The following is a 26378-nucleotide window of genomic DNA, read 5'->3' on the forward strand; positions in this document are numbered from 1 at the left end:
GTGGATAACCTGAGCAAACGGGTTATCCACAGCCGTCACGGCTTCTGCCGATCGAGCTTCTTCAGAAACACCGTCATTTCCTTCTCGGCCTGCTTGTCGCCATGGGCCCGGGCCGCTTCCAGACCCTGCTCCCAGGCCTGCCGCGCAGCCGCCAGATCACCCAGCGCCAGTTGCGCCTTGCCCAGCAGTTTCCAAGCAGCCGAATACTTCGGATCGAAGCCGACACACCGCTGGAAATGCTCGGCCGCCTTCGCGTTTTCTCCCAGATCCAGATAACCCTTGCCGAGTCCGAAGCGCAGCAGCGAGTTATCCACACCCTTGGCGAGCATTTTTTCCAGGGATTCGATCATCGGTCTCGCCTCTTGATCGCTCAGAAGAAACTCAGGCCCACGTGGAACAGCTTCTCCACATCGCGAATGTGCTTTTTATCCACAAGGAACAGGATCACATGGTCGCCCGCTGCGATCACCGTGTCGTCATGGGCGATGATCACTTCTTCATCGCGGATAATCGCGCCGATGGTGGTGCCCGGCGGCAGTGCGATGTTTTCGATGGCCTTGCCGATGACCTTGCTCGACTTCGAATCGCCATGAGCCACCGCTTCGATGGCCTCAGCCGCGCCCCGGCGCAGGGAGTGCACGCTGACGATATCGCCGCGCCGCACGTGAGCCAGCAAGGTACCGATGGTCGCCAGTTGCGGGCTGATGGCGATGTCGATGTCGCCGCCCTGGATCAGATCGACGTAGGCCGGGTTGTTGATGATCGTCATCACCTTCTTCGCCCCCAGACGCTTGGCCAGCAGCGACGACATGATGTTGGCTTCGTCATCGTTGGTCAGCGCGAGGAAGATGTCCGCGTCGGCAATGTTCTCTTCCAGCAGCAGGTCGCGATCCGACGCACTGCCCTGCAGCACCACGGTGCTGTCGAGGGTGTCGGAGAGGTAGCGGCAGCGTGCCGGGTTCATCTCGATGATCTTCACCTGATAGCGGCTTTCGATGGCCTCGGCCAGGCGTTCGCCGATCTGCCCGCCGCCGGCGATGACGATGCGCTTGTAGGTTTCGTCGAGGCGGCGCATTTCGCTCATCACAGCGCGAATGTTCTCACGGGCGGCGATGAAGAAGACTTCGTCGTCGGCCTCGATCACCGTGTCGCCTTGAGGAAGAATCGGACGGTCGCGGCGGAAAATGGCGGCTACCCGGGTTTCCACATTCGGCATGTGCTCGCGCAACTGGCGCAGTTGCTGACCCACCAGCGGCCCGCCGTAGTAGGCGCGCACCGCGACCAGTTGCGCCTGGCCTTCGGCGAAGTCGATCACCTGCAAGGCGCCGGGGTGCTGGATCAGGCGCTTGATGTAGTTGGTGACGACCTGCTCGGGACTGATCAGCACGTCGACCGGAATCGCTTCGTTCTGGAACAGTTGCTCCTCGCGGGTCAGGTACGAGGCTTCGCGCACCCGGGCGATCTTGGTCGGGGTGTGGAACAGGGTGTGGGCGACCTGGCAGGCGACCATGTTGGTTTCGTCGCTGTTGGTCACCGCCACCAGCATGTCGGCGTCGTCGGCACCGGCCTGACGCAGCACGGTCGGCAGCGAGCCACGGCCCTGCACGGTGCGGATATCGAGGCGGTCGCCAAGGTCGCGCAGACGGTCGCCATCGGTGTCGACCACGGTGATGTCGTTGGCTTCGCTGGCCAGATGTTCAGCCAGCGAACCGCCGACCTGTCCCGCTCCGAGGATGATGATTTTCATCCAGTCACTCCGTTGAATCCGTTTAGCCGCGCGCGGCAGCGATCTTGATCAGCTTGGCGTAGTAGAACCCGTCATGCCCACCCTGCTGGGCCAGCAATTGGCGACCGTGGGGCTGTTTGATCCCGGCCTGCGTGGCCAGATCCAGTTCCCGGGCGCCCGGCGTGCGCTCAAGGAACGCGGCGATCACTTCGGTGTTCTCGGTCGGCAGGGTCGAGCAGGTGGCGTAGAGCAGGATGCCGCCCACTTCGAGGGTTTTCCACATGGCGTCAAGCAACTCGCCTTGCAGTTGCGCGAGGGCGGCGATGTCGTCGGCCTGGCGGGTCAGCTTGATGTCCGGATGACGACGGATCACCCCGGTGGCCGAGCACGGCGCGTCGAGCAGGATGCGCTGGAACGGTTTGCCGTCCCACCATGCGGCCGTGTCGCGACCGTCGGCGGCGATCAGTTCGGCGCTCAGACCGAGGCGTTCGAGGTTTTCCTTCACTCGCACCAGACGCTTGGCTTCCAGGTCCACCGCCACCACGCCGGCCAGTGCCGGTTCGGCTTCGAGGATGTGGCACGTCTTGCCGCCCGGCGCACAGCAGGCGTCCAGCACTCGCTGGCCCGGCGCGAGGTCGAGCAGGTCGGCGGCCAATTGTGCAGCTTCGTCCTGCACGCTGATCCAGCCTTCGGCGAAGCCTGGCAGGCTGCGCACATCGGCAGCGGCCTCCAGCACGATGCCGTCGCGGCTGAACGTACACGGCTGGGCGGCGATACCCGCTTCAGTCAGCAGACCGAGGTAGGCGTCGCGGCTGTGATGACGGCGATTGACCCGCAGAATCATCGGCGGATGTGCGTTGTTGGCTTCGCAGATCGCTTCCCACTGTTCAGGCCAGAAAGCCTTCAGGGATTTTTGCAGCCAGCGCGGGTGGGCGGTGCGCACCACCGGATCGCGTTCCAGTTCGGCGAAGATCGCCTCACTTTCACGCTGGGCATTGCGCAGCACGGCGTTGAGCAGACCTTTGGCCCAAGGCTTTTTCAACTTGTCGGCGCAACCGACGGTTTCGCCGATGGCGGCGTGTGGCGGAACGCGGGTGTAGAGCAGTTGATAAAGACCGACCAGCAGCAACGCCTCGACATCGGCGTCCGCCGCTTTGAACGGCTTCTGCAGCAGCTTTTCCGCCAGTGCCGACAAACGTGGTTGCCAACGGGCGGTGCCAAATGCCAGATCCTGAGTGAAGCCGCGATCGCGATCCTCGACCTTGTCCAGCTGCGTCGGCAGGGAGCTGTTGAGCGAAGCCTTGCCGCTCAGGACTGCGGCGAGTGCCTTGGCGGCGGCCAGACGCGGGTTCATTGCGCGTCCACCGCTACGCCCAGCACGGTGCCGGTGGCGAATTTCTCACGACGGCTGTTGAACAGATCGCTGAAGTTCAGCGCCTTGCCGCCGGGCAATTGCAGACGGGTCAGGCACAGCGCCTGATCGCCGCACGCGACGAGCAGGCCGTCCTTGCTGGCGCCGAGGATGGTGCCCGGTGCGCCTTTGCCGTCGGCCAGTGTTGCCGCCAGCACTTTCAGCGCTTCGCCGTTGAGCGTGCTGTGGGTGATTGGCCATGGGTTGAAGGCGCGGACCAGACGTTCCAGCTCAACGGCCGGGCGGCTCCAGTCGATGCGTGCTTCGTCCTTGTTCAGTTTGTGCGCGTAAGTGGCGAGCTCATCGTTCTGCACTTCGCCTTCCAGGGTGCCAGCGGCCAGACCGGCAATCGCTTGCACCACGGCAGGCGGGCCCATTTCGGCCAGGCGGTCGTGGAGGCTGCCGCCGGTGTCGTCGGCGCTGATCGGGGTCACGACTTTAAGCAGCATCGGCCCGGTATCGAGGCCGGCCTCCATGCGCATCACGGTCACACCGCTTTCGGCGTCGCCCGCTTCCACGGCGCGCTGGATCGGCGCCGCACCGCGCCAGCGTGGCAGCAGGGAGGCGTGGCTGTTGATGCAGCCCAGGCGCGGAATATCCAGCACCGCTTGCGGCAGGATCAGGCCGTAGGCAACCACCACCATCAAATCCGGTTTCAGCGCAGCAAGCTCGGCCTGAGCGTCAGCGTTGCGCAGGGTCGGTGGCTGCAACACCTGGATATTGTTTTCCAGGGCGAGCTGTTTGACCGGGCTCGGCATCAGTTTTTGCCCACGACCGGCCGGGCGATCCGGTTGGGTGTAGACCGCAACGATCTCGTAAGGGCTGTCCAGCAGGGCCTTGAGGTGTTCGGCGGCGAATTCCGGGGTGCCGGCAAAAACGATGCGCAGTGGCTCAGTCATGGGGGGAATCTCATAAAAAGAAAAAGGCTTGCCGCAGCAAGCCTTTGGAGAGGGGCATCAAGCGTTCTGGCGGTGCTGCTTTTCCAGTTTCTTCTTGATCCGGTCGCGTTTGAGCGTGGACAGGTAATCGACGAACAACTTGCCGTTGAGGTGGTCGCATTCGTGCTGGATGCACACCGCGAGCAGGCCTTCGGCGATCAGTTCGTAAGGCTTGCCGTCACGGTCCAGAGCCTTGATTTTGACCTTCTGCGGGCGGTCGACATTTTCGTAGAAGCCCGGCACCGAGAGGCAGCCTTCCTGGTATTGCTCCATTTCGTCGGTCAGCGGTTCGAACTCGGGGTTGATGAACACCCGGGGTTCGGTGCGGTCTTCGGAAAGGTCCATCACGACGATACGTTTGTGCACGTTGACCTGGGTCGCGGCGAGGCCGATGCCCGGCGCTTCATACATTGTTTCAAACATGTCATCGACCAGCTGACGCACTTCGTCGTCCACTACAGCCACAGGTTTGGCGATAGTGCGCAGACGCGGGTCCGGAAATTCGAGGATGTTCAAAATGGCCATAAGCTTGATTGCTGCACGTGTGAGGTAAAGTCGGGCGATGGCCTGGCGGGTCCGAAGATGCAGGCTACCGTTGTGAAACGTAGCTCCTTGCTTTCAAGCATAGAGCAGGGAGCGAGCCACGGGGGCTCTGGCGTTTCACGCGAACGCACATAATAAAGGGATTCACCGCATGAGGAAATCACTACTCGCCCTGCTGTTTCTGGCCTCGGCCGGCGCTGCGCACGGGCAAGTGCAACTCAAGGAAGGTTTTCCACAGCAATACACGGTGGTTTCGGGGGATACGCTCTGGGACATCTCCGGTAAATATTTGCGCGAACCCTGGCAGTGGCCACAGCTGTGGCGGGCCAATCCGCAGATCGAAAACCCCAACCTTATCTACCCCGGCGACACGCTCACGCTCAGTTACGTCAACGGCCAGCCGCGCCTGACCGTCAATCGCGGCGAGTCGCGCGGCACCATCAAGCTGTCGCCACGCATCCGTACCAGTCCGGTAGCGGAGGCGATTCCGAGCATTCCGCTCAAATCCATCAACAGCTTTCTGCTGAGCAACCGCATCGTCGACAAGGTCGAGGACTTCGACAAGGCGCCGTACATCGTCGCCGGCGATGCCGAGCGGGTGCTCAGCGGCACCGGCGACCGGATCTTTGCTCGCGGGCATTTCGACCCGAACCAGCCGGTCTACGGCATCTTCCGCCAGGGCAAGGTCTACACCGATCCGCAGAGCAAGGAGTTTCTGGGGATCAACGCCGACGATATCGGCGGCGGTGAAATCGTCGCCACCGAAGGCGACGTCGCTACCCTCGCCCTGCAACGCACCACACAGGAAGTGCGCCTCGGCGACCGTCTGTTCAGTGGCGAAGAGCGTTCGATCAACTCGACGTTCATGCCCAGCGCTCCCACCACCGACATCAATGGCCTGATCATCGACGTGCCACGCGGCGTCACGCAGATCGGCGCGATGGATGTAGTGACATTGAACAAGGGCAAGCGCGACGGTCTGGCCGAAGGCAACGTACTGGTGGTGATGAAAACCGGGGAAACCGTGCGTGACCGGATCACCGGCCAGCCGCTGAAAATCCCCGACGAGCGCGCCGGATTGCTGATGGTGTTCCGCACCTACGACAAGCTCAGTTATGGCCTGGTGTTGAACGCATCGCGCTCGCTGGCGGTGCTGGACAAGGTGCGAAATCCTTAGCTGGCTTCACAAGTTACCAACAGAGTTATCCACAGCTTGTTCCGAAAGGTTCGGGCCTTATAACGATCAAGGATGATCCATGATGATGCCTGTCTCTCCATCGGTTTCGCCGGCGGAGCTCGAAGCGCGCCTGCGCCTGCACCGCTTGCCGGAAATCGGTCCCAAGCGTTTCACCAAACTGCTCGAAGCCTTCGGCTGTGCCTCGAAGGCAATCAGCGCGCCCGCCAGCGCCTGGCGCTCGCTGGGTTTGCCGGCGGCTTGTGCCGAGGCCCGCCGCTGCCCTGAAGTTCGCGACGGCGCCAGCCACGCATTGCGCTGGCTAGAGCGGCCGGAGCAACATTTGTTGATGTGGGATCACCCGGATTACCCGGCTTTGCTGGCGCAGATTCCCGACCCGCCACCCTTGCTGTTCGTCGCTGGCGACCCACGGATCCTGGAAAAACCGCAACTGGCGATGGTCGGCAGTCGCCGCGCTTCGCGACCGGGCATGGACACCGCCACGGCATTTTCCCGCAGTCTGGCCGGAGCCGGTTTTGTCATCACCAGTGGCCTGGCGCTGGGCATCGATGCCGCCGTGCACCAAGGCGCGCTCGACGTTGGCGGGCAAACCGTGGGTGTGCTGGGCACCGGTCTGGAAAAATTTTATCCACAGCGCAACCGGCGGCTGGCGGACACGATGATTGCCTCGGGCAGTGCGTTGATTTCGGAGTTTCCACTGGACGCCGGGCCGACGGCGAGCAACTTCCCCAGGCGCAACCGGATCATCAGCGGCTTGTCACTCGGCGTACTGGTGGTCGAGGCCAGTGTTGCCAGCGGTTCGCTGATCACCGCGCGGCTGGCGGCGGAACAGGGTCGCGAGGTGTACGCCATTCCGGGTTCGATCCATCACCCCGGCGCCCGGGGTTGTCATCAGTTGATCCGTGATGGAGCGGTGCTGGTGGAAACCATCGAGCACATTCTCGAAGCCTTGCGTGGCTGGCAGCATCTGCCGGTATCCAGCGTCGCAGTGAATCCAGATAACCCGTTGCTGCGTCTGCTACACGCGGCGCCGCACACCAGCGAAGGCCTGGCCGACAGCAGTGGCTGGGCGTTGCCAAAAGTACTGGCGGCATTGACCGAACTGGAGATGGAGGGCCGCGCCGTGTGCGAAAACGGCCGCTGGTTTGCGCGGGTAAGCTAGGTTTTACATTGAAGATCGGTAAACTGCGCAAAACCTGTTTGCGGAGAGTTTTTCATGGTCAACAGTTGGCGTGTGCAACAAGCCGCACGAGAGATTCGCGCCGGGGCGGTGATTGCCTATCCAACCGAAGCCGTCTGGGGGCTGGGGTGCGATCCTTGGAATGAAGAAGCGGTGGATCGTCTGTTGGCGATCAAGAACCGATCGGTGGACAAGGGGTTGATTCTGGTCGCCGACAACATTCGTCAGTTCGACTTCCTGTTCGAGGACTTCCCCCAGGACTGGATCGATCGCATGGCCAGTACCTGGCCGGGCCCGAACACCTGGCTGGTGCCGCACCAGAACCTGTTGCCGGAATGGGTGACCGGGGTGCATGACACCGTGGCGCTGCGGGTCAGCGATCATCCGCAGGTGCGGGATCTGTGCTCGCTGGTCGGGCCGTTGATCTCGACCTCGGCCAATCCGCAGGGCCGGCCGGCGGCGAAGAGTCGCTTGCGGGTCGAGCAGTATTTCCGTGGTCAGGTCGATCTGGTGTTGGGTGGAGTGCTCGGTGGGCGCAAAAACCCGAGCCTGATTCGGGATCTGGCGACCGGCAGGGTTGTACGCCCGTCCTGAAATCCGAAAAGCCTGGTGGCGGGGAGCTTGCTCCCCGCCACCATCGGTTTTATGGCAACAGAACAGTCGAACCCGTCGTGCGCCGTGCCGACAACTCGGTCTGCGCCTTGGCCGCCTCAGCCAGTGGATAACGCTGGCTGATATCCACTTTCAGCTTGCCGCTGGTGATCATCCCGAACAGCTCATCCGCCATGCGTTGCAGGTTCTCTGCGTTGTTGGCGTAGGTCGCCAGCGTCGGCCGGGTCACGTACAGCGAACCTTTTGCCGCGAGAATCCCCAGGTTCACCCCGTCCACCGCACCCGAGGCGTTGCCGAAGCTCACCAACAGGCCACGGGGCGCCACGCTGTCCAGCGATGCCGGCCAGGTGTCCTTGCCGACGCCGTCATAGACCACCGGGACTTTCTTCCCTTCGGTCAATTCCAGCACCCGCTGGGCGACGTTTTCGTGGCTGTAGTCGATGGTTTCCCAGGCGCCATGGGCCTTGGCCAATTCGGCTTTCGCTTGCGAGCTGACGGTGCCGATCAGCTTCACGCCCAAAGCCTTGGCCCATTGGCAGGCGAGCAAGCCGACACCGCCGGCCGCCGCGTGGAACAGAATGGTTTCGCCGCCCTTGAGTTCATAGGTCTGGCGCAGCAGGTACTGCACGGTCAGGCCCTTGAGCATCACACCGGCCGCGGTTTCAAAGCTGATGGCGTCCGGCAGGTGCACCAGATTCGCTTCGGGCAGGACGTGGACATCGCTATAAGCACCCAGTGGACCACTGCCATAAGCCACGCGGTCACCGACCTTGAACCGGGTGACCTCGCTGCCCACTGCTTCGACGATGCCCGCGCCTTCCGCCCCCAAACCCGACGGCAAGGCCGGTGGCGCGTACAAACCGCTGCGGTAGTAGGTGTCGATGAAGTTCAGACCGATGGCCTTGTTGCTCACGCGAACCTGCTGCGGGCCGGGTTCGGCGGGCTGATAGTCAACGTATTCGAGCACTTCGGGGCCGCCGTGGGCGCGGAACTGGATTCGCTTGGCCATCTGCCTACTCCTTGGGATGATTTGGAAGGCCCCTATCGAACCCCCATGCTTGATCTTCGTCAACTGCGGTGTGCCGGCCTGCGATGGTATGCTACGCGCCCATTTGCGCCGCCCCCCTTGCCCACGGGGTGATGCCCGATCCAAGGTGATGCCATGACGACCCGCACCGACGCCGTAAAGGCCTATCTGCTCGACCTGCAAGACCGCATCTGCGCCGCGCTGGAAACTGAAGACGGCGGCACGCGCTTCGTCGAAGACGCCTGGACTCGTGCGGCCGGCGGCGGCGGTCGCACCCGGGTGATCGAGAACGGCACGGTGATCGAAAAGGGCGGCGTCAACTTTTCCCACGTCTTCGGCAGCGGTCTGCCACCGTCCGCCAGCGCCCATCGACCGGAACTGGCCGGGCGCGGTTTCGAAGCCCTCGGCGTGTCGTTGGTGATCCACCCGCACAACCCGCATGTGCCGACGTCCCACGCCAACGTGCGTTTTTTCATCGCCGAGAAGGAAGGTGAAGAACCGGTCTGGTGGTTCGGCGGTGGCTTCGACCTGACCCCGTACTACGGCAACGAGGAAGACTGCATCCACTGGCACCGCGTCGCCGAGCAGGCCTGCGCGCCGTTCGGCCCGGACGTCTACCCGCGCTACAAGGCCTGGTGCGACACCTATTTCCACATCAAGCATCGCCACGAGCCGCGCGGCATCGGCGGCCTGTTCTTCGATGACCTGAACGAGTGGGACTTCGACACCAGTTTCGCCTTCATGCGCGCCATCGGCGATGCGTACATCGACGCTTACCTGCCGATCGTGCAACGGCGCAAGAACGACGCCTTCACCGCCAAACAGCGCGAGTTCCAGGAATTCCGCCGCGGTCGCTACGTCGAGTTCAACCTGGTTTACGACCGTGGCACCCTGTTCGGCCTGCAATCGGGCGGGCGCACCGAGTCGATCCTGATGTCGCTGCCGCCGCAAGTGCGTTGGGCCTACGACTGGAAAGCCGAGCCGGGCAGCGAAGAAGCGCGCCTGACCGAGTACTTCCTGCAAGACCGCGACTGGCTGGCCCGGGCCTGAGGATTTCCGATGGATCGTTACGTCGTTTTCGGTAACCCGATCGGCCACAGCAAGTCGCCGATGATTCACAAACTGTTCGCCGAACAGACCGGGCAAAGCCTCGATTACAGCATCCTGCTGGCACCGCTCGACGATTTTTCCGGTTGCGCCACGGCGTTTTTCCAGGACGGTCGCGGTGCCAACGTGACCGTTCCGTTCAAGGAAGATGCCTGCCGCTTGGCCAACAGCCTGACCGACCGTGCCCAACGCGCCGGCGCGGTGAACACTTTGAGCAAACTGGCCGACGGCACCTTGCTCGGTGATAACACCGACGGTGCCGGGCTGGTGCGGGACCTGACGGTCAACGCCGGGTTCAGCCTCACCGGCAAACGCATTCTGCTGCTCGGCGCCGGTGGCGCGGTGCGCGGTGCGCTGGAGCCGTTGCTGGCGGAAAAACCGGCCTCGGTGATCATCGCCAACCGCACGGTGGACAAGGCCGAGCTGCTGGCCGAACTGTTCTGTGATCTGGGGCCGGTGTCGGCCAGTGGTTACGACTGGTTGCGCGAACCGGTAGACGTAATCATCAACGCCACGTCTGCCAGCCTCACCGGCGATGTGCCGCCGATTGCCCCAAGCCTGATCGAGCCGGGCAAGACGCTGTGCTACGACATGATGTACGGCAAGGAGCCAACCGCGTTTTGCCGCTGGGCCAGCGAGCACGGCGCAGGCGTGGTGATGGATGGTTTGGGCATGCTGGCCGAACAGGCTGCCGAAGCCTTTTTCCTGTGGCGTGGCGTACGTCCCGACACTGCGCCGGTACTGGCGGAATTGCGTCGGCAGTTGGCGCTGTAAGGCGCCCTCAGTCCTCGAAGCGGATCGGGCATTTCTCCGGCCCTTCGAGTTTGCGCAATTCCTCCACCACCTGCGGTCGCGCCTGACGCAAGGTCAGGCTGCGGTCCTGGCGCAGCAGGCGCCGGGCTTCCTGATGGAGCATTTCCACGCCGGAATAGTCGATGAAGTTGATCTGCTGCGCCTCGATCACCACCCGCGCGCCGTGCATCCGTTGCAGGCGCACTTGCAGGTAGTGGCTGGCGCCGAAAAAGATCGAGCCGCCGACCCGTAGCACATCGTCCTCGCCATCACGCCAATGCTGCACCCTCGGCTGCGACGTGCGCTTTAGGTAGAAAAACAGCGACGCCAGCACCCCGGCGTAAATGGCCGTCTGCAATTCCAGCAGCAACGTGGCGACGCAGGTCAGGCTCATCACCACGAACTCGGCCCGGCTGACCCGCAGCAACGCACGAATGCCGCGATGATCCACCAGTCCCCAGGCGATCAGCAGAATGCTGCCGGCCATGGCCGGGATCGGAATATGCGCGATCAGTCCGGCACCGAAAATCGCGAACAACGCCACCCACAACGCCGAAAACACCCCGGCCAGCGGCGAACAGGCCCCTGCCTCATAGCTCAGCCCGGAACGGGTGAACGAGCCGGCGGACAACGATCCCGAAAAGAACGCCCCGACAATGTTCGACAGCCCCTGCGCGCGGACTTCCTGGTTAGCGTCGAGCAGCTGTTGCGAGCGCGCGGAAATCGAACGGGCAATCGACAGGCTGGTGACCAGCCCGAGCATGCCCACTGCCACGGCGCTGGGCAGCAGGCGCAGGATCAGGTCCATATCCAGTGGCAATCCACTGAACGGCGGCAAGCGCCCGACAAACGCGCTGACCAAGTGAACGTGACCAAACATCGCCGGCCACAGCCACACCACCAGACTGCCGAGCACCAAGGTCATCAACAGCGTCGGCCAACGTGGCAGCCATTGTTTGAGCAACGCACCGACCACCACCGTGGCGACACCGAGGACCAGCGACGGTTTATCCACAGCCCCGAGATGACGCAGCAGGTCCATCAGGCTGGCCAGCGCCGTGGCCTTGGCCGGCAGATCCAGCCCCAGCAGATTCGGCAACTGGCCGATGGCAATCACCACCGCCGCGCCGAGGGTGAAACCCAGCACCACGGAATGCGAGACGAAATTCACCAGCGCGCCGAAGCGCAACAGACCGAGCAGCCACTGGAAAATCCCCGCCAGGAACGTCAGCAGCAGGATCAAGGTGATGTAGTCCTGCGACGCCGGCACGGCCAGTGGACTGACACTGGCGAACAGCACAATCGAAATCGCGGCCGTCGGCCCGCAAATCAGATGCCACGACGAGCCCCACAGACAAGCGATCAACACCGGAACGATGGCGGCGTAGAGCCCGTATTCCGGTGGGAGACCGGCGATCAATGCGTAGGCAATCGACTGGGGCAACGCGAGAATCGCCCCGCTGAGACCGACGACCAGGTCTCGCCCGACGCTGGCGCGGGTCTGCCGGGGCAGCCAGGCCAGAAAGGGGAAAAGTGAGCGGCGGCTGGGGAGGGCCATGGATCCTCTCGGTTTGGGATTGGTGGTGTGTGAAGGGTATCAGGGTGTCAGTCAGGAAAAGCCCCCTCACCCTAACCCTCCCGAAACGTCGGACCGCCCGGAGGGAGAGGGGACTGACCGAGGTGTCTGTTCGAAATCCATCGACCTGAAAGTCTTCAGTCGAACTCAGGTTCTGAAACCAACGACGGTCAGCTCCCTTTCCCCCTCGCCCCCCTTGGGGGGAGAGGGTTGGGGTGAGGGGGGAAAAGATCTAAAGCGAACTCAGACCTTCAGCACACCGCGATCAAAGCTTCGCTTTAACCGCCGCCAATGCATCTTTGCCATCCACCGTCTTCACGCCATCAAGCCATTTGTCCAACACCGCCGGGTTCGCCTTGATCCACGTCTTCGCCGCATCGGCATTGCTGACCTTCTTGTTCACCACCTCGGCCATGATGCTGTTCTCCATCTCCTGAGTGAACGAAAGATTGGTCAGCAATTTACCCACATTCGGACAGGCCTCGGCGTAGCCCTTGCGGGTCAGGGTGTAGACGCTGCCGGTGTCGCCAAAGTACTTCTCGCCGCCCTTGAGGTAATGCATTTTCAGCTGCACGTTCATCGGGTGCGGGGTCCAGCCGAGGAAGGTGACGAATTTCTGCTTCTTCACCGCCCGCGAGACTTCGGCCAGCATCGCCTGTTCGCTGGACTCGATCAGCTTCCACTGGCCCAGGTCGAAGTCGTTTTTCTTGATGATCTCTTGCAGCGAGATGTTCGCCGGTGCGCCGGAGCCGATGCCGTAGATCTTCTTCTCGAATTTATCGGCGTACTTATTCAGGTCGGCGAAGTTATGCACACCCGCATCCCACACGTAATCCGGCACGGCCAGGGTGAATTCGGTGCCGTCGAGATTCTTCGCCAGTTGGGTGACATCGCCGGTGGCGACGAACTTGTCGTAGAAGCCCTGCTGCGCCGGCATCCAGTTGCCGAGGAATACGTCGACCTGGCCATCCTTCAAGCCGCCGAAGGTGATCGGCACTGCGAGGGTGTCGATCTTGGCCTTGTAGCCCATGCCATCCAGCAGAAAACCGGTGATGGCGTTGGTCGCGGCGATGTCGCTCCAGCCGGGATCGGCCATTTTCACCGTGTCGCAGCTCTCGGCGAACGCGGATGCGCTGCCCAGTGCCAGCAGGCTGACTGTCACGACTGTGGATAACTTGACCATGGACTTCCCCTTGACGTTATTGGTTTTGGCAGGGTTGTGGATAACGGGCCTTGCGCTCCAGGTCATCGAGGTCGATGTGGTTGCGCATGTACTGCTGACTGGCGTCCACCAGCGGCTGGTGATCCCAGCTCTTGAGCTTGCCGATCGTCAGCGCCTCGGCAACGAAGCGCCGGCGCCGCTGACTTTCGAGCACCTCGCGGTGGATCGTCGGAATGTCCCATCTGGCCCGTGCTTCGGCGAGAAAATCGTCGAACAGCTGACGATGTTGCGGTGATTGGCTGAGTTCTTCGAGTTCACGCGGATCGTTGTGCACATCGAAGAGCAGGCAAGGGTCGCTTTCGCTGTAGATGAATTTGTACGCGCCGCGACGGATCATCATCAACGGGCTGATCGTGCCTTCGGCCATGTATTCGCCGAACACTTCGTCATGACCGCCCTGCCCGTGCAGGTGCGGGACCAGCGAACGACCGTCCAGCGGCAGGTTCGGTTCCAGGCTGCCGCCGGCCAGTTCGACCAAGGTCGGCAACAGGTCGGCGGTGGACACGGCGGCGCTGACTCGGCCCGCAGTGAACTGCCCGGGGGCAGTTATCAACAGGGGCACACGCGCTGCCATCTCGAACCAGTGCATTTTGTACCAGAGGCCTTTCTCGCCCAGCATGTCGCCATGGTCGCCGGAGAACACGATGATGGTGTCATCGATCAGCCCGGTATCTTCGAGGGTTTGCAGGAGTTTGCCGACGTTCATGTCGATATAGCTGCACGCGCCGAAATACGCCCGGCGCGCATCGCGAATCTTATCCACAGGCAGCGGTTTGTCCCACAGGTCGTAGACCTTGAGCAAACGCTGGGAATGCGGATCAAGGGAATGTTGATCCGGCGTCGTCGGAAGCGGGATATCCGCATCGTCGTACAAGTCCCAGAACGCCTTGGGAATCGTGTACGGATCGTGAGGGTGAGTCATCGACACGGTCAGGCAAAACGGCTGGTCACCGTCCTCGCGAATGTGGTCGAACAGGTATTGCTGCGCCTTGAACACCACCTCTTCGTCGAAGTCGAGCTGGTTGGTGCGCACGCACGGCCCGGCCTGCAGCACCGAGGACATGTTGTGATACCAGCTCGGCCGCACATCGGGTTCATCCCAGTTCACCGCCCAGCCATAGTCGGCCGGGTAGATGTCGCTGGTCAGGCGTTCTTCGTAGCCGTGCAGTTGATCCGGCCCGCAGAAATGCATCTTGCCCGACAGTGCGGTGCGATAGCCGAGACGGCGCAGGTAATGGGCGTAGGTCGGAATGTCGGCGGGGAAATCGGCGGCGTTGTCGTAGGCGCCGATCTTGCTCGGCAACTGGCCGCTGACCAGGGTGAAACGCGACGGTGCGCACAGCGGGCTGTTGCAGTACGCGGCATCGAACACCACGCCCTGTTCGGCGAGGCGGCTGAGATTCGGCAGTTTGATCGGCGACGGGCCGTAGAACGGCAACATTGGCGCGGCCATTTGATCGGCCATGATGAAGAGAATGTTCTTGCGCTTCATGTGATCGCGGCATTCCATAGTGAATATTTATGCGACATTGCTGTGAATGAGCATGGATTCCACGCAATATCCCGTAAAGCCCGCGCCGGACAATGACTAGGATAAGCACAGCTTATGTATGAAGCTCTCGGTGATTTGTCGCTGGACCTGCTGCGTGCCTTTGAGGCGGCGGCTCGTCATCGCAGTTTTACCGCTGCAGCGGTGGAACTCGGCACGACGCAACCGGCCATCAGCCAGCAGATCAAACGGCTGGAGGAACAGCTCGGAACGCGGTTGTTCGACCGGATCTACCGAGGTATCGGGCTGACTGAGGTCGGTTCGATTCTTTTTGAGCAAGTCACCCTCGGTTTACAGAACATCGACGCAGGATTGAGCGCGATCAGCGCACAACAGCAACATGAAGTGCTGCAGGTCGCCACCGATTTTGCCTTCGCCGCGTACTGGCTGATGCCGCGCCTGCACCGTTTCCATGAAGCTTATCCACAGGTCGACGTCAGCCTGGTGACCAGCGAGCGCAATCACCACATGCTGCGCACGGATATCGATGTTGCCGTGCTGTTTGGCGACGGTCGCTTCAAACAGGGCGAAAGTCACTGGTTATTCAGCGAAGAAGTATTTCCGGTGTGCAGTCCGCAATTGCTCAGGGATCGCGCTCTGCCCTTGCCGGCCCAAGCGCTGCTGGAGTTTCCACTGCTGCACCTGCGTGGGGAAAACAGCAGCAACTGGTTCGACTGGAGCGGGCTGTTCCGCGAGTTGAACATCAGCACGCCGCCAGCGCCGGGCCAGCTGCGCTTCGACAATTACACCCTGCTGATTCAGGCGGCGATTGGCGGTCAGGGTGTAGCCATCGGCTGGCGTCACCTTGTGGATAACTTGCTCACTCAAGGTCTGTTGTGCCGGCCCATCGCCGAAACCACACTGTCGCGCCTCGGTTATTACGTGGTGTTGCCGCAGCGCAAACGCCGGGGCGCGTTGATTCAGACGTTCGTGGAATGGCTGATGGCCGAACAGGCCAGCAGCGCCGAATCCCTGGCCGGGCTGCCGCTGCCGTCGATTGCGGTGTAACGGATCAAAAGGCGGCGACAAAATCCACGTGCTGACGCAGATGCAGATTCAGCCGCAGTTCATCGGCAATCCCCACCGCCACCCGGTTCAGGCGCTCCAGCGGTTCTGCCAGACCCGGTTCAAGCGTGCGGCCGACCTGGCTGAAATGCTCGATCGTCAGCCCGGCGACGCTGCGCGGTGCGTTCACCAGCGTCCAGTGCAGCGGGCTGCTTTGCAGGGCTTCGCGCACCTCTTGAGCGGCGTGGCGTTGCAGCGGGTCGGCGTTTTCCGGATCGTCCAGGGCTTCGAATTCGCCGATGACAAACAGCCGCGAGACGTTCGCTGCCTGCAGCCCGTCGATCAGTGCATCCACCGCCAGCACCTGTTCCACCGGCCCCAGCACCACGGATTTCTCAATGTGATCGCTGCTCAGCGGCAGGCCCGGCGCATTGAGCAGGCAGATCACCGCCGAACTGCCAGCCACGCTCTGATTGACCCGCTCGGCATCGAGCAGGTCGCCGCTTTTGGTACGCAGTCCCGGCCGTGGCGCGAGCGCCGTCAAATCGTCGAGGATGGCGATGACTTCATGCTGGCGACGCAGCAGTTCAGCCATCAACGCACTGCCCAGGCTACTCATGGCACCATAGAGCACCACTTTCACCGCCGGGGTTTCGGCATTTTTCATGGCTGAGGTCCCGTTTGTTTTCCCTTGTATGGCGTGTGACATACGGGCAACGCCGAGGGTTCGAACTGATTCAGAGGGTTTGCGATGCAGACGATCAAGGGCTATCACGCCCATGTTTATTTCGATGCCAGCACCATTGAACAGGCGCGGGCGCTGTGTGAGCAGGCCGCGCAATTATTCCCGTTGAAGATGGGCCGTGTGCACGAGCGTCCGGTCGGCCCGCATCCGGACTGGAGCTGCCAGCTGGCCTTCGGGCCGGAACTGATCGGCGACGTGCTGCCGTGGCTGGCGCTCAATCGCAAGGGGTTGGTGGTGTTCCTGCACCCGGATACCGGTGATGATTTGCTTGACCACACCGAGCACGCGATCTGGATGGGCGCTATGCGGCCGCTGGATCTGTCTGTTTTTTGATCAGAGTGTTTCTTCGGGCTCCCCCGGCAAATGCTCATCCAGGTGCAGCCACGGCAATTGGCTGTCAGTCCAGATGTGCCGCTGCGCAGCGGCCAGCTCCGGGTGATCGAGGGTGGCGACCGTCAGATCGATGCTTTCGGGACTGAGCAACGTCACCAGCGCCAGTTGCGCGCCGCAGTTCGGGCAGAAGAACCGTGCGCAACTGGGCGACGAGTCGTAGCGCGAAGGGGTCCCGGCCAGCCACTGGAAGTTTGCTGCCGGTACCGTGATCCAGGTGGTGACGATACCGCCGCTGACCCGCCGACAAATCGAACAATGGCAGTGGGCAATGTCGTGCAATGTCCCACTGAACTGATAGCGGATATGTCCGCAATGGCAGCCACCGCTGTGCAATTCACCCATCGCCCCACCCTCCCGTTCCCGTGTTCATTGACTCTAGCCGCATCCGACGGCCGGTTGGCCGTTCGCATCGAAGCTTTCATCCGCGAAAGCTGGCTGAAAGGTTGCCCCATTAGGATCGCCGCCACTACCGGCAACAGACCGGTTGGCCACGCGTGTGATTGCTTGCACGTCAGGCCCTATTAACAACAACAATGGTGATTCTGATGTCCTCTGTAACCCGCCTCCTCGCTGCAACTCCGCCCGTACGTCTCGTGCTTCCCGTTCTGCGCTGATCCCGCCCGATCCGCCCATTCCCTAGCCGCACTACGCCTGGAGTATTCCCATGCTGACTTTCCTTGGCTTTGCCATGGTCATCACGTTCATGTTCCTGATCATGACCAAGCGCCTGTCCGCGCTGATCGCTCTGATCATCATCCCGATCCTGTTCGCCCTGTTCGGTGGCTTCGCGCCGAAGATCGGCCCGATGATGCTCGAAGGTATTACCAAGCTTGCGCCGACCGGCGTGATGCTGATGTTCGCCATTCTGTATTTCGCCCTGATGATCGACTCCGGCCTGTTCGACCCGGCCGTGCGCAAGATCCTCAAACTGGTCAAGGGCGACCCGCTGAAAGTTTCGGTCGGCACCGCCGTACTGGCGCTCGTCGTTTCCCTCGATGGTGACGGCGCGACCACTTACATGATCTGCGTGGCCGCCATGCTGCCGCTGTACAGCCGCATCGGCATGAGCCCGCGGATCATGGCGGGCCTGATCATCCTCGCCGGCGGCGTGATGAACATGACCCCCTGGGGCGGCCCGACCGCCCGTGCCGCCAGTGCGCTGCACGTGGACCCGTCGGACATCTTTGTACCGATGATCCCGGCCATGGGTGCCGGTGTGATCGCGATCCTGATCATTGCCTACTTCTACGGCAAACGTGAACGTGCGCGTCTGGGTGAGCTGCACCTGATCGGCGACGAGATCGATCACAGCGAAATCAGCGTGTCGCAGTTCCCGGATGCCCGTCGTCCGAAGCTGATCTGGTTCAACGGCCTGCTGACCCTGGCGCTGATGTGCACCCTGATCGCCGGCCTGCTGCCGCTGCCGGTGCTGTTCATGGTGGCGTTCAGTATTGCCATGATCGTCAACTACCCTTGCCTGCAGCAGCAGAAGGATCGGGTCGCGGCCCACGCCGGCAGTGTGCTGTCGGTGGTCAGTCTGATCTTCGCGGCGGGCATCTTCACCGGTATCCTGTCGGGCACCGGCATGGTCGATGCCATGTCGAAAAGCCTGCTGGCGGTGATCCCTGATTTCCTCGGCCCGTACCTGGCGGTGATCACGGCGCTGGTGAGCATGCCGTTCACGTTCTTCATGTCGAACGACGCGTTCTACTACGGTGTGTTGCCGGTACTGTCGGAAGCGGCCAGCCATTACGGCATCACCGCAGTGGAAATGGCCCGTGCCTCGATTGTCGGCCAGCCGGTTCACCTGCTGAGCCCACTGGTGCCGTCGACGTATCTGCTGGTCGCACTGGCCGGGATCGAGTTCGGCGATCACCAACGTTTCACCCTGAAGTGGGCAGTGCTGGTCTGCCTGTGCATACTGGTCGCAGCCTTGCTGTTGGGGACTTTCCCGCTGTTCAGCACTTTGTAACGGCATCAACTCACCAGAACGCCAGCTGCTTGCTGGCGTCCTGGTTTAACACACGCTCAAAGGAATACACATGGAATGGCTGACCAACCCTGAGATCTGGGTTGCCTTCTTCACCCTGACCGCCCTGGAGATCGTCCTGGGCATCGATAACATCATCATGATTTCGATCCTGGTCAGCCGCATGCCCAAACACATGCAACAGCGCACCCGGATCTTCGGTCTTGGCCTGGCCATGATCACGCGGATCCTGTTGCTGCTGTCGATCACCTGGGTCATGCGCCTCACCGCCGACCTGTTCGTAGTATTCGGCCAGGGCATTTCCGGGCGTGACCTGATCCTGTTCTTCGGTGGCCTGTTCCTGCTGTGGAAAAGCTCCCAGGAGATGTACCACGCGCTTGAAGGTGAAGATGAAACCGGCGACGAGCCTTCGGGCAAGGGCGGCAATTTCCTCTACACCATCATCCAGATCGCGATCATCGACATCGTGTTCTCGCTGGACTCGGTGATCACCGCCGTCGGCATGGTGTCCCACGTACCGGTGATGGTCGCGGCGATCATCGTGGCGGTGCTGGTGATGATGGCGGCCTCGGGCAAGATCAGCGAGTTCATCGACAAGCACCCGTCGCTGAAAATGCTCGCGCTGTCGTTCCTGCTGGTGGTCGGTACCGTGCTGATTGCCGAATCGTTCGACGTGCACGTTCCCAAAGGCTACGTCTACTTCGCCATGGCGTTCTCACTGGCGGTCGAAGCGATCAACATCAAGATGCGCACCGCCATCGCGAAAAAGAAGAAACAGCAGGATCCGGTAAAACTGCGCAAGGATATTCCGGGTCAGTAACTCGAACGCTGCGCAAAAGATCAAAGGGCCTTCGCGGGCCCTTTTTTCATGGCTGCATGAACCTGTTTTCATGACACTTTTGTTTCAATCCACGCTTTAGCTGTGCAATGCTGGCGCCGAGACCGTTAGCCAACTACAGCTTAAGTATTAAAAACGTAGAAACCGCGCGGTGCCGTCCACTTGCCCCACTGGGGCGCTGCTACTACAGGGGGTCTGCATGCTAACCCTGCTCAATCTGCTCTCTGCCGTGGCTCTGCTGATCTGGGGCACGCACATTGTCCGAACCGGCATCCTGCGGGTGTACGGCACCAATCTGCGCCACGTGATCGGTCAGAACATGTCCAGGCGCTGGCTGGCCTTTGTCGCCGGTATCGTCGTCACCGCGATGGTGCAGAGCAGCAACGCCACCGCCATGCTCGTGACGTCCTTTGTCGGTCAGGGCCTGATGGCGCTGACCCCGGCCCTGACTACCATGCTCGGCGCCGACGTCGGTACCGCGCTGATGGCGCGGGTGCTGACGTTCGATCTGTCGTGGCTGTCGCCGCTGCTGATTTTCCTCGGGGTGATTTTCTTTCTGTCGCGCAAACAGACTCGGCTGGGGCAGATGGGCCGTGTGGCCATCGGGCTGGGGCTGATCATTCTGGCGCTGCAATTGATCGTCGAAGCTGCCGGGCCGATCACTCATGCCAAGGGTGTGAAGGTGATTTTCGCCTCGCTGACCGGCGACATTCTCCTCGACGCTCTGGTCGGCGCGTTGTTCGCGATGATTTCCTACTCCAGCCTGGCCGCAGTGCTACTGACGGCGACCCTGGCCGGTGCCAATGTCATCAGCCTGCCGGTGGCGCTCGGTCTGGTGATCGGTGCCAATATCGGCAGCGGTGTGCTGGCATTCATGAGCACCAGCATGCAAAACGCCGCCGGCCGTCAGGTCGCGCTGGGCAGCCTGTTGTACAAGCTGATCGGGCTGCTGCTGATCATCCCGGTGCTAGATCCGCTGGTGCACTGGATCGACAGCCTCGATTACAGCCCTCAGGAAATGGTCATCGGCTTCCATCTGCTCTACAACACTGCGCGCTGCCTGATCCTGCTGCCGACGGTCGCCCCCATGGCGCGGCTGTGCGCCTGGCTGTTGCCGGAGCGTCCGGAGGTCAACGGCACCGCAAAACCGCGTCACCTCGACCTGACCGCCCTGGTCACGCCCAGCCTGGCGCTGGCCAACGCTGCCCGGGAAACCCTGCGCATGGGTGATCTGATCGACAACCTGCTGGACGCCACACAGGATGTGTTGCGTGGCAAGCAGACCGCCGTCACCCAGGAAGTGCGCAAACTGACCGATGACGTCGAAGCACTTTACAGCGCGATCAAGCTGTACCTGGCGCAGATGCCTCGGGAGGATCTCGGCGAGCAGGACAGTCGGCGCTGGGCGGAAATCATTGAACTGGCGATCAACCTCAAGCTTGCCAGCGATCTGATCGAACGCATGTTGCGCAAGATCCAGCAGCAGAAGACCTCGCAGCGCCGGTCATTTTCCGAAGACGGGCTGGAGGAACTGGCCGGGCTGCACAGTCAGTTGATCGCCAACCTGCGGCTGGGCTTGTCGGTGTTTCTCAGTGGCGACAAGGAAAGTGCTCGGCAGTTGTTGCGTGAGAAACGTCGCTTCCGCGCCCAGGAGCGCCGTCTGGCCCATGCCCATGTCAGCCGTTTGCAACGCAAGATCGTGCAAAGTATCGAGACCAGTTCGCTGCACCTTGAGTTGATTGCCGACATGAAACGATTGAATTCGCTGTTCTGCAGCAGCGCCTATGCGGTGCTGGAAACCTCCGATACCGGCGCGCTGGCGGCGGACGATATGGCGGACATCACGCATTCGCCTTGAACGTCTGGGGTTGTGGTCAGTCAGTAACTCAGCGTTCAGTCTCAAGGATGCCTTCGCGAGCAAGCTCGCTCCCACATTTGAAACGTATTCCCTTGTGGGAGCGAGCTTGCTGGCGAAAGCGATCTGTCTGACGACACGGATCTCCAATTCAGCCGTACGGAAGCTTGTTATGCGTTGCCTGTTGTTCGCTTGCCTGTTGCTCGGTGCCCTGCCCGCCTTCGCCCTGGATCGTTTTCAGGTCGAAGGCTATGCGCTGCCCAACGGTTTGCAATTGCTGCTCAAGCCCGGCACCGAGCGTGGACATGTGGCGATCCGGCTGGTGATCGGTGTCGGTCTCGATGATTTCGACTGCAATGAAAAGGAGCTGCCGCACCTGCTCGAACACTTGTTGTTCAGCGGCATAGACGCCACCGGCGAAGGCGGCCTCGAAGAGCGCATGCAGGCACTGGGCGGTGACTGGAACGCCTTCACCAGCAACGCCGACACCACGTTCGTCATCGAAGCCCCGGCGAAAAACCAGCGCAAGGTGCTCGATCTGTTGCTGGATCTGCTGACCCAGACCCGTTTCGACGACAACGCGATCAACGCCGCCAAACGAGTGGTCGAGCGCGAGGATGGCGGCCATTACACCCGCCTGCGGCGCTTTCTCGATCGTCAGGACCTGGGCCACAGCGCGAGCAATCAACTGGCGGTAGAGCTGGGCTTGAAGTGCTCGCAACGGGCCGAAGTCGATGGCCTGACCCGTGAACAGCTGGATAAGGTGCGCAAAGCCTGGTACGCGCCAAACAATATGACCCTGATCGTCGTCGGCGACCTCGACAAGTTGCTGCCGGCCTATCTGGAGCGGGCCTGGGGCGCACTTGAAGCGGTCGACCCGAGCGAACATCGTCCGTTGCCGGACATCCGTGCCAGCGCCGCCCACGAACGCACGATCACACGCGGCTTCGTCGGTAACAGCGCCAAGCTGCACTGGCTGGTGCCGGAGCCGGTGCTGGACGATCAGTACGACCAGACTTTCGATCTGCTCAAGGAATATCTGGAGTGGGCGCTGTACCGCCAATTGCGCCTGAACCACGGTTTGTCCTACGGGCCCTGGGCCGAGCGCGAGGTGTTCGGCGGCGTTGGCTTCATGAGCCTCAACGCCGACCTGGATCGCGGCGATATCGCCGAAGCCGAACAGGTGCTGGAAGGCCTCAAGGCGGACCTGCTGAAAAACGGTCTCGATGCCGACACGTTCAACCGTATCAAGCAAGCAGCCATCGCCCATCAGGCCTGGGCCGTGCAGGGCAACAGCGGCATGGCCGACTATTACTGGAGCGCGCTGGGCGACTACGAAGATGGCCGCTTCGCCGATCCCGCCAGGGAACTGCAAGGGGTCACGCTGGACGCGGCGAACAAGGCCATGCGCGAGTTGCTGTTGCAGCCGGGGTATCTGCGGATCGAGAAGCCGCTGCTCAGTGACGATCAGGTGGTTTGGCTGATCGGCGGCGGATTGGGCGCCGTGTTACTGATCCTGCTCGGCTGGCGCCTGCATAGACGCCAGTCCGTGCATTCAGACTGATCGACAGCCTCGCCACAGCCCCCGGCGGGCGGTACTCTGTCGAGGTTTTTTTCTTCGACTGTCGTGAATCGCCCAAATGCCCAAATTGACCCTCCTGATCCAGCGCATCCTCGAACTGATGAAGCGCTACCCCGGGGTCATTGCGCTCGGCGGTTTCATCTCCGGAGTCGGCAGTTTCATCCTGGTCGACCGGCAACAGGGGCTGGCGAGCTGGATCACCACGATCATGCTGCTGAGCTGGATCTGGCTGATGCTGGAAAACAGCCTGACCGAGCTGTTCACCCGGGTTTTCAAACGGGAAATCCCCCAGCCGCTGCTGCGTTATGCGACGCAGATGATCCACCAGGAGAGCCTGTTTTTCGTCCTGCCGTTCTTCTTCATCACCACCACCTGGAACAGCGGTCAACTGGTGTTCACCGGTCTGCTGTGCATCGCCGCGCTGATCTCGATCGTCGACCCGCTCTACTACAAATGGCTGGCGCCGCGGCGCTGGGCGTTCCTGGCGTTGCATACCCTGACGCTGTTCGCTGCCCTGCTCACCGCGCTGCCGGTGATCATGCACCTGACCACCTCGCAGAGTTTCAAGTGGGCGCTGGGGACTGCCGTGGTGCTGTCGTTCCCGAGTCTGGCGTCGATCTTCCCGATCCGCACCGTGCGCAACGCGCTCGCGATCCTCAGCATCACCATCGGTATCGGCGGCGTCGGCTGGGTGCTGCGTTCGTGGGTGCCGCCGGCAACGCTGTGGATGACCGACGTGGCGATCAGCACCCAGGTGCAGGATCGCGTCCCCGGCGCCAGCCTGGAGCAAGTCAGTGCCGAGCAGATCCGCAACGGCGGGCTTTACGCCTATACCGCGATCAACGCACCGCGCGGGCTCGATGAGCGGATCTACCATGTGTGGCAGTTCAACGGCAAAGAGGTCGACCGGATCGCCCTCGACATCCACGGCGGGCGCAAGGAAGGCTATCGGGCGTGGACCCACAAGCAGGTTTTCCCCGGCAACCCGGTGGGTGACTGGCAGGTGCGGGTGCTGACCGAAGACGACCAGGTGATCGGCGTGCTGCGCTTCGAAGTCACGGACAGCACACCGACCAAAGAAAAGTAATCCGGTTCGTGCTATTACGTAGGTTCGCGAATTTAGCCGAACAAGCACGGAGCTTATGACCAGCAGCTCGATGACCGGTAATGCCCGTCTGGACACCTCGATCAGCCCTGCCCGCCTGCGGGTCACCGGGGACTGGACGCTTGCTCATTACGCCGAGCTCAAGCACCTGAGCGAAACGCTCCGCGGTCAGTACGACGCCAGCACCCCCATCGACCTCAACGGCCTCGGCGCCCTGGACACCGCTGGCGCCTCGCTGCTGGTGGAACTGCTCGGCTCCGAGCGTCTGGGCCAATCCGCCGAACACCCCGATTGCACGATTTCCACGGCCGACCGCGCGTTGCTGCAAACCGTCTATCGCTCGCTGACCGACTTCTGCGTGCCGGTCAAGGAACCGGAAATCAGCGTCAGCGTGCAATTGCTGACCCGCATCGGCCGGGCCGTCGACACGGTGTGGCAAGACACCCTGCAACTGCTCGGCTTCGTCGGCCTGATTCTTGAGACCATCGCCCGAAGCCTGTTTCGCCCCAAGCGCTGGCGGATCACGCCGATGATTGCGCACATCGAACAGACGGGCCTCGACGCTGCACCTATCGTGGCGTTGCTGACCTTTCTGGTGGGCGCCGTGGTGGCGTTTCTCGGCGCGACGGTGCTGGCCAGTTTCGGCGCCAGCGTGTTCACCGTGGACCTGGTGGGCTTCGCCTTCCTGCGCGAATTCGGCGTGTTGCTCACGGCGATCCTGATGGCCGGCCGCACCGCCAGTGCCTTTACCGCGCAGATCGGCTCGATGAAGGCCAACGAGGAAATCGACGCCATCCGCACCCTCGGCCTCGACCCCATGGAATTGCTGGTGGTGCCGCGGGTGCTGGCTTTGCTGGTGGCGCTGCCGATGCTGACCTTTCTGGCGATGATCTGCGGGATCATCGGCGGCGCGGTGGTCTGCGCGGTGTCGCTGGATATCTCGCCGGCGATGTTCCTGTCGCTGCTGCAAAGCGACATAGGGATTCAACATTTCCTGGTTGGCCTGGTCAAAGCCCCGATCTTTGCGTTCCTGATCGCCGCCATTGGCTGTCTGGAAGGCTTCAAGGTCAGCGGCAGCGCCGAATCGGTCGGCGCCCACACCACCTCCAGTGTGGTGCAATCGATTTTCGTGGTGATCGTGCTCGATGCGGTCGCCGCGTTGTTCTTCATGGAGATGGGTTGGTGAGTCGTCTACCCCGCACGCCCTCCGAGGCGGTGATCGAAGTCCGTGGCCTGTGTAATCGCTTCGGCCGCCAGAGCGTGCACGAGAACCTCGACCTGGACTTGTACAAAGGCGAGATCCTGGCCGTGGTCGGCGGCTCCGGCAGCGGCAAGTCGGTGTTGCTGCGCAGCATCGTCGGCCTGCGCCAGCCCAGTGAAGGCATGGTCAAAGTATTCGGTCAGAACCTGCCGAGCCTGCCGGAACATGAGCGTTCGCTGATCGAGCGGCGTTTCGGTGTGCTGTTTCAGAAAGGCGCGCTGTTTTCATCGCTGACCGTAACCGAGAACGTCGCCCTGCCCCTGATCGAACACGCCGGCCTCAGCCGCGACGACGCCGAGCATCTGGCGGCGGTGAAGCTGGCGCTGGCCGGGCTGCCGCTGTCGGCGGCGGACAAGTACCCTGCCTCGCTGTCCGGCGGCATGATCAAACGCGCGGCGCTGGCACGGGCGCTGGCGCTGGACCCGGACATCCTGTTTCTCGACGAACCCACTGCCGGCCTTGATCCGATTGGCGCGGCGCAGTTCGACCAATTGATTCTGACGCTGCGCGATGCGCTGGGCCTGAGCGTGTTTCTGGTAACCCACGACCTCGACACGCTCTACACCATCACCGACCGGGTGGCGGTGCTGGCGCAGAAGAAAGTGCTGGTGGCAGGCCCCATCGACGTGGTCTCGGAAACCGACGACGCGTGGATTCACGAATATTTCCACGGCCCTCGCGGCCGCTCGGCGCTTGACGCCGCCAAACTGCTCAACGAGGTCTGAC

The 26378-nt window shown here is 62.1% G+C and carries 25 protein-coding genes; 14 read left to right on the plus strand and 11 right to left on the minus strand.

The window, feature by feature from the left end; translation table 11 throughout:
• Positions 1–35 precede the first annotated feature (35 nt).
• The 5 genes from NE357_RS00065 to def are packed head-to-tail and all read right to left on the minus strand — an operon-like array spanning position 36 to position 4600.
• Complete coding sequence (locus NE357_RS00065; RefSeq protein ID WP_169428222.1) at positions 36–350, minus strand: tetratricopeptide repeat protein; 315 nt, start codon at positions 348–350, stop codon at positions 36–38.
• 20 nt (positions 351–370) lie between these two features.
• Entirely contained in the window at positions 371–1747 is a 1377-nt protein-coding gene (gene trkA / locus NE357_RS00070; RefSeq protein ID WP_085713086.1) for a Trk system potassium transporter TrkA, read from the minus strand.
• Between the two features lie 22 nt (positions 1748–1769).
• Positions 1770–3080 (minus strand): 16S rRNA (cytosine(967)-C(5))-methyltransferase RsmB, encoded by a 1311-nt coding sequence (gene rsmB / locus NE357_RS00075; protein ID WP_169428223.1) that lies wholly within the window; start codon positions 3078–3080, stop codon positions 1770–1772.
• On the minus strand, positions 3077–4036 hold the full coding sequence (fmt, locus tag NE357_RS00080; RefSeq protein WP_169428224.1) for a methionyl-tRNA formyltransferase: 960 nt from the start codon (positions 4034–4036) through the stop codon (positions 3077–3079). The genes rsmB and fmt overlap by 4 nt, the downstream gene beginning before the upstream one ends.
• A gap of 57 nt (positions 4037–4093) precedes the next feature.
• A complete protein-coding gene (gene def / locus NE357_RS00085) occupies positions 4094–4600 on the minus strand; it encodes a peptide deformylase (protein WP_039764933.1) in 507 nt (168 codons plus the stop codon).
• 169 nt (positions 4601–4769) lie between these two features.
• Between def and NE357_RS00090 the strand changes: the two genes are divergently transcribed.
• From NE357_RS00090 to NE357_RS00100, 3 genes are all read left to right on the plus strand, one after another.
• Complete coding sequence (locus tag NE357_RS00090) at positions 4770–5795, plus strand: LysM peptidoglycan-binding domain-containing protein (RefSeq protein ID WP_007954103.1); 1026 nt, start codon at positions 4770–4772, stop codon at positions 5793–5795.
• Positions 5796–5874: 79 nt separating this feature from the next.
• Entirely contained in the window at positions 5875–6975 is a 1101-nt protein-coding gene (dprA, locus tag NE357_RS00095) for a DNA-processing protein DprA (protein ID WP_169428225.1), read from the plus strand.
• A 54-nt stretch (positions 6976–7029) separates the two neighbouring features.
• Positions 7030–7587, plus strand: a complete 558-nt coding sequence (locus NE357_RS00100; RefSeq protein ID WP_169428226.1) for an L-threonylcarbamoyladenylate synthase — start codon at positions 7030–7032, stop codon at positions 7585–7587.
• A 49-nt stretch (positions 7588–7636) separates the two neighbouring features.
• Here the strand turns inward: NE357_RS00100 and NE357_RS00105 are convergent, their stop codons facing one another.
• Positions 7637–8614: a quinone oxidoreductase family protein gene (locus tag NE357_RS00105; protein WP_169428227.1), complete on the minus strand. Its 978-nt coding sequence runs from the start codon at positions 8612–8614 to the stop codon at positions 7637–7639.
• 153 nt (positions 8615–8767) lie between these two features.
• Between NE357_RS00105 and hemF the strand changes: the two genes are divergently transcribed.
• Together hemF and aroE are read left to right on the plus strand one after the other, a co-directional pair.
• On the plus strand, positions 8768–9682 hold the full coding sequence (hemF, locus tag NE357_RS00110) for an oxygen-dependent coproporphyrinogen oxidase (protein WP_169428228.1): 915 nt from the start codon (positions 8768–8770) through the stop codon (positions 9680–9682).
• Positions 9683–9691: 9 nt separating this feature from the next.
• Positions 9692–10513, plus strand: coding sequence for a shikimate dehydrogenase (aroE, locus tag NE357_RS00115; protein ID WP_169428229.1), 822 nt, complete (start codon positions 9692–9694; stop codon positions 10511–10513).
• 7 nt (positions 10514–10520) lie between these two features.
• Here the strand turns inward: aroE and NE357_RS00120 are convergent, their stop codons facing one another.
• The 3 genes from NE357_RS00120 to betC form a co-directional block, all read right to left on the minus strand.
• On the minus strand, positions 10521–12089 hold the full coding sequence (locus NE357_RS00120) for a SulP family inorganic anion transporter (RefSeq protein WP_169428230.1): 1569 nt from the start codon (positions 12087–12089) through the stop codon (positions 10521–10523).
• A 283-nt stretch (positions 12090–12372) separates the two neighbouring features.
• A complete protein-coding gene (gene choX / locus NE357_RS00125) occupies positions 12373–13290 on the minus strand; it encodes a choline ABC transporter substrate-binding protein (RefSeq protein ID WP_169428231.1) in 918 nt (305 codons plus the stop codon).
• 16 nt (positions 13291–13306) lie between these two features.
• Positions 13307–14821, minus strand: a complete 1515-nt coding sequence (gene betC, locus NE357_RS00130; RefSeq protein ID WP_169428232.1) for a choline-sulfatase — start codon at positions 14819–14821, stop codon at positions 13307–13309.
• A gap of 114 nt (positions 14822–14935) precedes the next feature.
• Here betC and NE357_RS00135 point away from each other — a divergent pair, with 114 nt between their 5' ends.
• A complete protein-coding gene (locus NE357_RS00135; RefSeq protein WP_169428233.1) occupies positions 14936–15886 on the plus strand; it encodes a choline sulfate utilization transcriptional regulator in 951 nt (316 codons plus the stop codon).
• A 4-nt stretch (positions 15887–15890) separates the two neighbouring features.
• Here NE357_RS00135 and NE357_RS00140 read toward each other — a convergent pair whose 3' ends face one another.
• Positions 15891–16550 (minus strand): NAD(P)-dependent oxidoreductase, encoded by a 660-nt coding sequence (locus NE357_RS00140; RefSeq protein ID WP_169428234.1) that lies wholly within the window; start codon positions 16548–16550, stop codon positions 15891–15893.
• An 84-nt stretch (positions 16551–16634) separates the two neighbouring features.
• Here NE357_RS00140 and NE357_RS00145 point away from each other — a divergent pair, with 84 nt between their 5' ends.
• Positions 16635–16961 carry a DOPA 4,5-dioxygenase family protein gene (locus NE357_RS00145; protein WP_102688226.1) on the plus strand — a complete coding sequence of 109 codons (327 nt, stop codon included), beginning with the start codon at positions 16635–16637 and terminating at the stop codon, positions 16959–16961.
• Here the strand turns inward: NE357_RS00145 and NE357_RS00150 are convergent, their stop codons facing one another.
• Entirely contained in the window at positions 16962–17363 is a 402-nt protein-coding gene (locus NE357_RS00150) for a GFA family protein (RefSeq protein ID WP_169428235.1), read from the minus strand.
• Positions 17364–17685: 322 nt separating this feature from the next.
• Here NE357_RS00150 and NE357_RS00155 point away from each other — a divergent pair, with 322 nt between their 5' ends.
• The 7 genes from NE357_RS00155 to NE357_RS00185 all read left to right on the plus strand — a co-directional run bounded on the left by NE357_RS00155 (position 17686) and on the right by NE357_RS00185 (position 26377).
• Positions 17686–18993: a CitMHS family transporter gene (locus tag NE357_RS00155; protein WP_169428236.1), complete on the plus strand. Its 1308-nt coding sequence runs from the start codon at positions 17686–17688 to the stop codon at positions 18991–18993.
• A gap of 70 nt (positions 18994–19063) precedes the next feature.
• Positions 19064–19831, plus strand: a complete 768-nt coding sequence (locus NE357_RS00160; protein ID WP_169428237.1) for a TerC family protein — start codon at positions 19064–19066, stop codon at positions 19829–19831.
• Between the two features lie 217 nt (positions 19832–20048).
• Positions 20049–21707, plus strand: a complete 1659-nt coding sequence (locus NE357_RS00165; protein WP_169428238.1) for a Na/Pi cotransporter family protein — start codon at positions 20049–20051, stop codon at positions 21705–21707.
• Between the two features lie 169 nt (positions 21708–21876).
• Positions 21877–23268, plus strand: a complete 1392-nt coding sequence (locus tag NE357_RS00170; protein ID WP_169428239.1) for a M16 family metallopeptidase — start codon at positions 21877–21879, stop codon at positions 23266–23268.
• A gap of 76 nt (positions 23269–23344) precedes the next feature.
• Positions 23345–24373, plus strand: a complete 1029-nt coding sequence (locus NE357_RS00175) for a DUF5924 family protein (RefSeq protein ID WP_169428240.1) — start codon at positions 23345–23347, stop codon at positions 24371–24373.
• Positions 24374–24428: 55 nt separating this feature from the next.
• Entirely contained in the window at positions 24429–25577 is a 1149-nt protein-coding gene (locus tag NE357_RS00180; RefSeq protein ID WP_169428241.1) for an ABC transporter permease, read from the plus strand.
• Positions 25574–26377, plus strand: coding sequence for an ABC transporter ATP-binding protein (locus NE357_RS00185; RefSeq protein WP_169428242.1), 804 nt, complete (start codon positions 25574–25576; stop codon positions 26375–26377). Before NE357_RS00180 ends, NE357_RS00185 begins: the two co-directional genes overlap by 4 nt.
• Position 26378 lies beyond the last annotated feature (1 nt).

The organism is Pseudomonas sp. G7(2022) (genome assembly GCF_052660475.1).

Bases quoted from the DNA above. Each gene is read 5' to 3' on its own strand.
- NE357_RS00135 (WP_169428233.1), top strand. From the start codon at position 14,936: ATGTATGAAGCTCTCGGTGATTTGTCGCTGGACCTGCTGCGTGCCTTT.
- NE357_RS00175 (WP_169428240.1), top strand. From the start codon at position 23,345: ATGCCCAAATTGACCCTCCTGATCCAGCGCATCCTCGAACTGATGAAG.
- NE357_RS00165 (WP_169428238.1), top strand. From the start codon at position 20,049: ATGCTAACCCTGCTCAATCTGCTCTCTGCCGTGGCTCTGCTGATCTGG.
- NE357_RS00145 (WP_102688226.1), top strand. From the start codon at position 16,635: ATGCAGACGATCAAGGGCTATCACGCCCATGTTTATTTCGATGCCAGC.
- NE357_RS00090 (WP_007954103.1), top strand. From the start codon at position 4,770: ATGAGGAAATCACTACTCGCCCTGCTGTTTCTGGCCTCGGCCGGCGCT.
- NE357_RS00100 (WP_169428226.1), top strand. From the start codon at position 7,030: ATGGTCAACAGTTGGCGTGTGCAACAAGCCGCACGAGAGATTCGCGCC.
- betC (WP_169428232.1), bottom strand. From the start codon at position 14,821: ATGAAGCGCAAGAACATTCTCTTCATCATGGCCGATCAAATGGCCGCG.
- trkA (WP_085713086.1), bottom strand. From the start codon at position 1,747: ATGAAAATCATCATCCTCGGAGCGGGACAGGTCGGCGGTTCGCTGGCT.
- def (WP_039764933.1), bottom strand. From the start codon at position 4,600: ATGGCCATTTTGAACATCCTCGAATTTCCGGACCCGCGTCTGCGCACT.
- NE357_RS00105 (WP_169428227.1), bottom strand. From the start codon at position 8,614: ATGGCCAAGCGAATCCAGTTCCGCGCCCACGGCGGCCCCGAAGTGCTC.
- NE357_RS00120 (WP_169428230.1), bottom strand. From the start codon at position 12,089: ATGGCCCTCCCCAGCCGCCGCTCACTTTTCCCCTTTCTGGCCTGGCTG.
- NE357_RS00150 (WP_169428235.1), bottom strand. From the start codon at position 17,363: ATGGGTGAATTGCACAGCGGTGGCTGCCATTGCGGACATATCCGCTAT.
- NE357_RS00160 (WP_169428237.1), top strand. From the start codon at position 19,064: ATGGAATGGCTGACCAACCCTGAGATCTGGGTTGCCTTCTTCACCCTG.
- aroE (WP_169428229.1), top strand. From the start codon at position 9,692: ATGGATCGTTACGTCGTTTTCGGTAACCCGATCGGCCACAGCAAGTCG.
- NE357_RS00180 (WP_169428241.1), top strand. From the start codon at position 24,429: ATGACCAGCAGCTCGATGACCGGTAATGCCCGTCTGGACACCTCGATC.
- rsmB (WP_169428223.1), bottom strand. From the start codon at position 3,080: ATGAACCCGCGTCTGGCCGCCGCCAAGGCACTCGCCGCAGTCCTGAGC.
- choX (WP_169428231.1), bottom strand. From the start codon at position 13,290: ATGGTCAAGTTATCCACAGTCGTGACAGTCAGCCTGCTGGCACTGGGC.
- fmt (WP_169428224.1), bottom strand. From the start codon at position 4,036: ATGACTGAGCCACTGCGCATCGTTTTTGCCGGCACCCCGGAATTCGCC.
- hemF (WP_169428228.1), top strand. From the start codon at position 8,768: ATGACGACCCGCACCGACGCCGTAAAGGCCTATCTGCTCGACCTGCAA.
- NE357_RS00155 (WP_169428236.1), top strand. From the start codon at position 17,686: ATGCTGACTTTCCTTGGCTTTGCCATGGTCATCACGTTCATGTTCCTG.
- NE357_RS00170 (WP_169428239.1), top strand. From the start codon at position 21,877: ATGCGTTGCCTGTTGTTCGCTTGCCTGTTGCTCGGTGCCCTGCCCGCC.
- NE357_RS00140 (WP_169428234.1), bottom strand. From the start codon at position 16,550: ATGAAAAATGCCGAAACCCCGGCGGTGAAAGTGGTGCTCTATGGTGCC.
- NE357_RS00065 (WP_169428222.1), bottom strand. From the start codon at position 350: ATGATCGAATCCCTGGAAAAAATGCTCGCCAAGGGTGTGGATAACTCG.
- dprA (WP_169428225.1), top strand. From the start codon at position 5,875: ATGATGATGCCTGTCTCTCCATCGGTTTCGCCGGCGGAGCTCGAAGCG.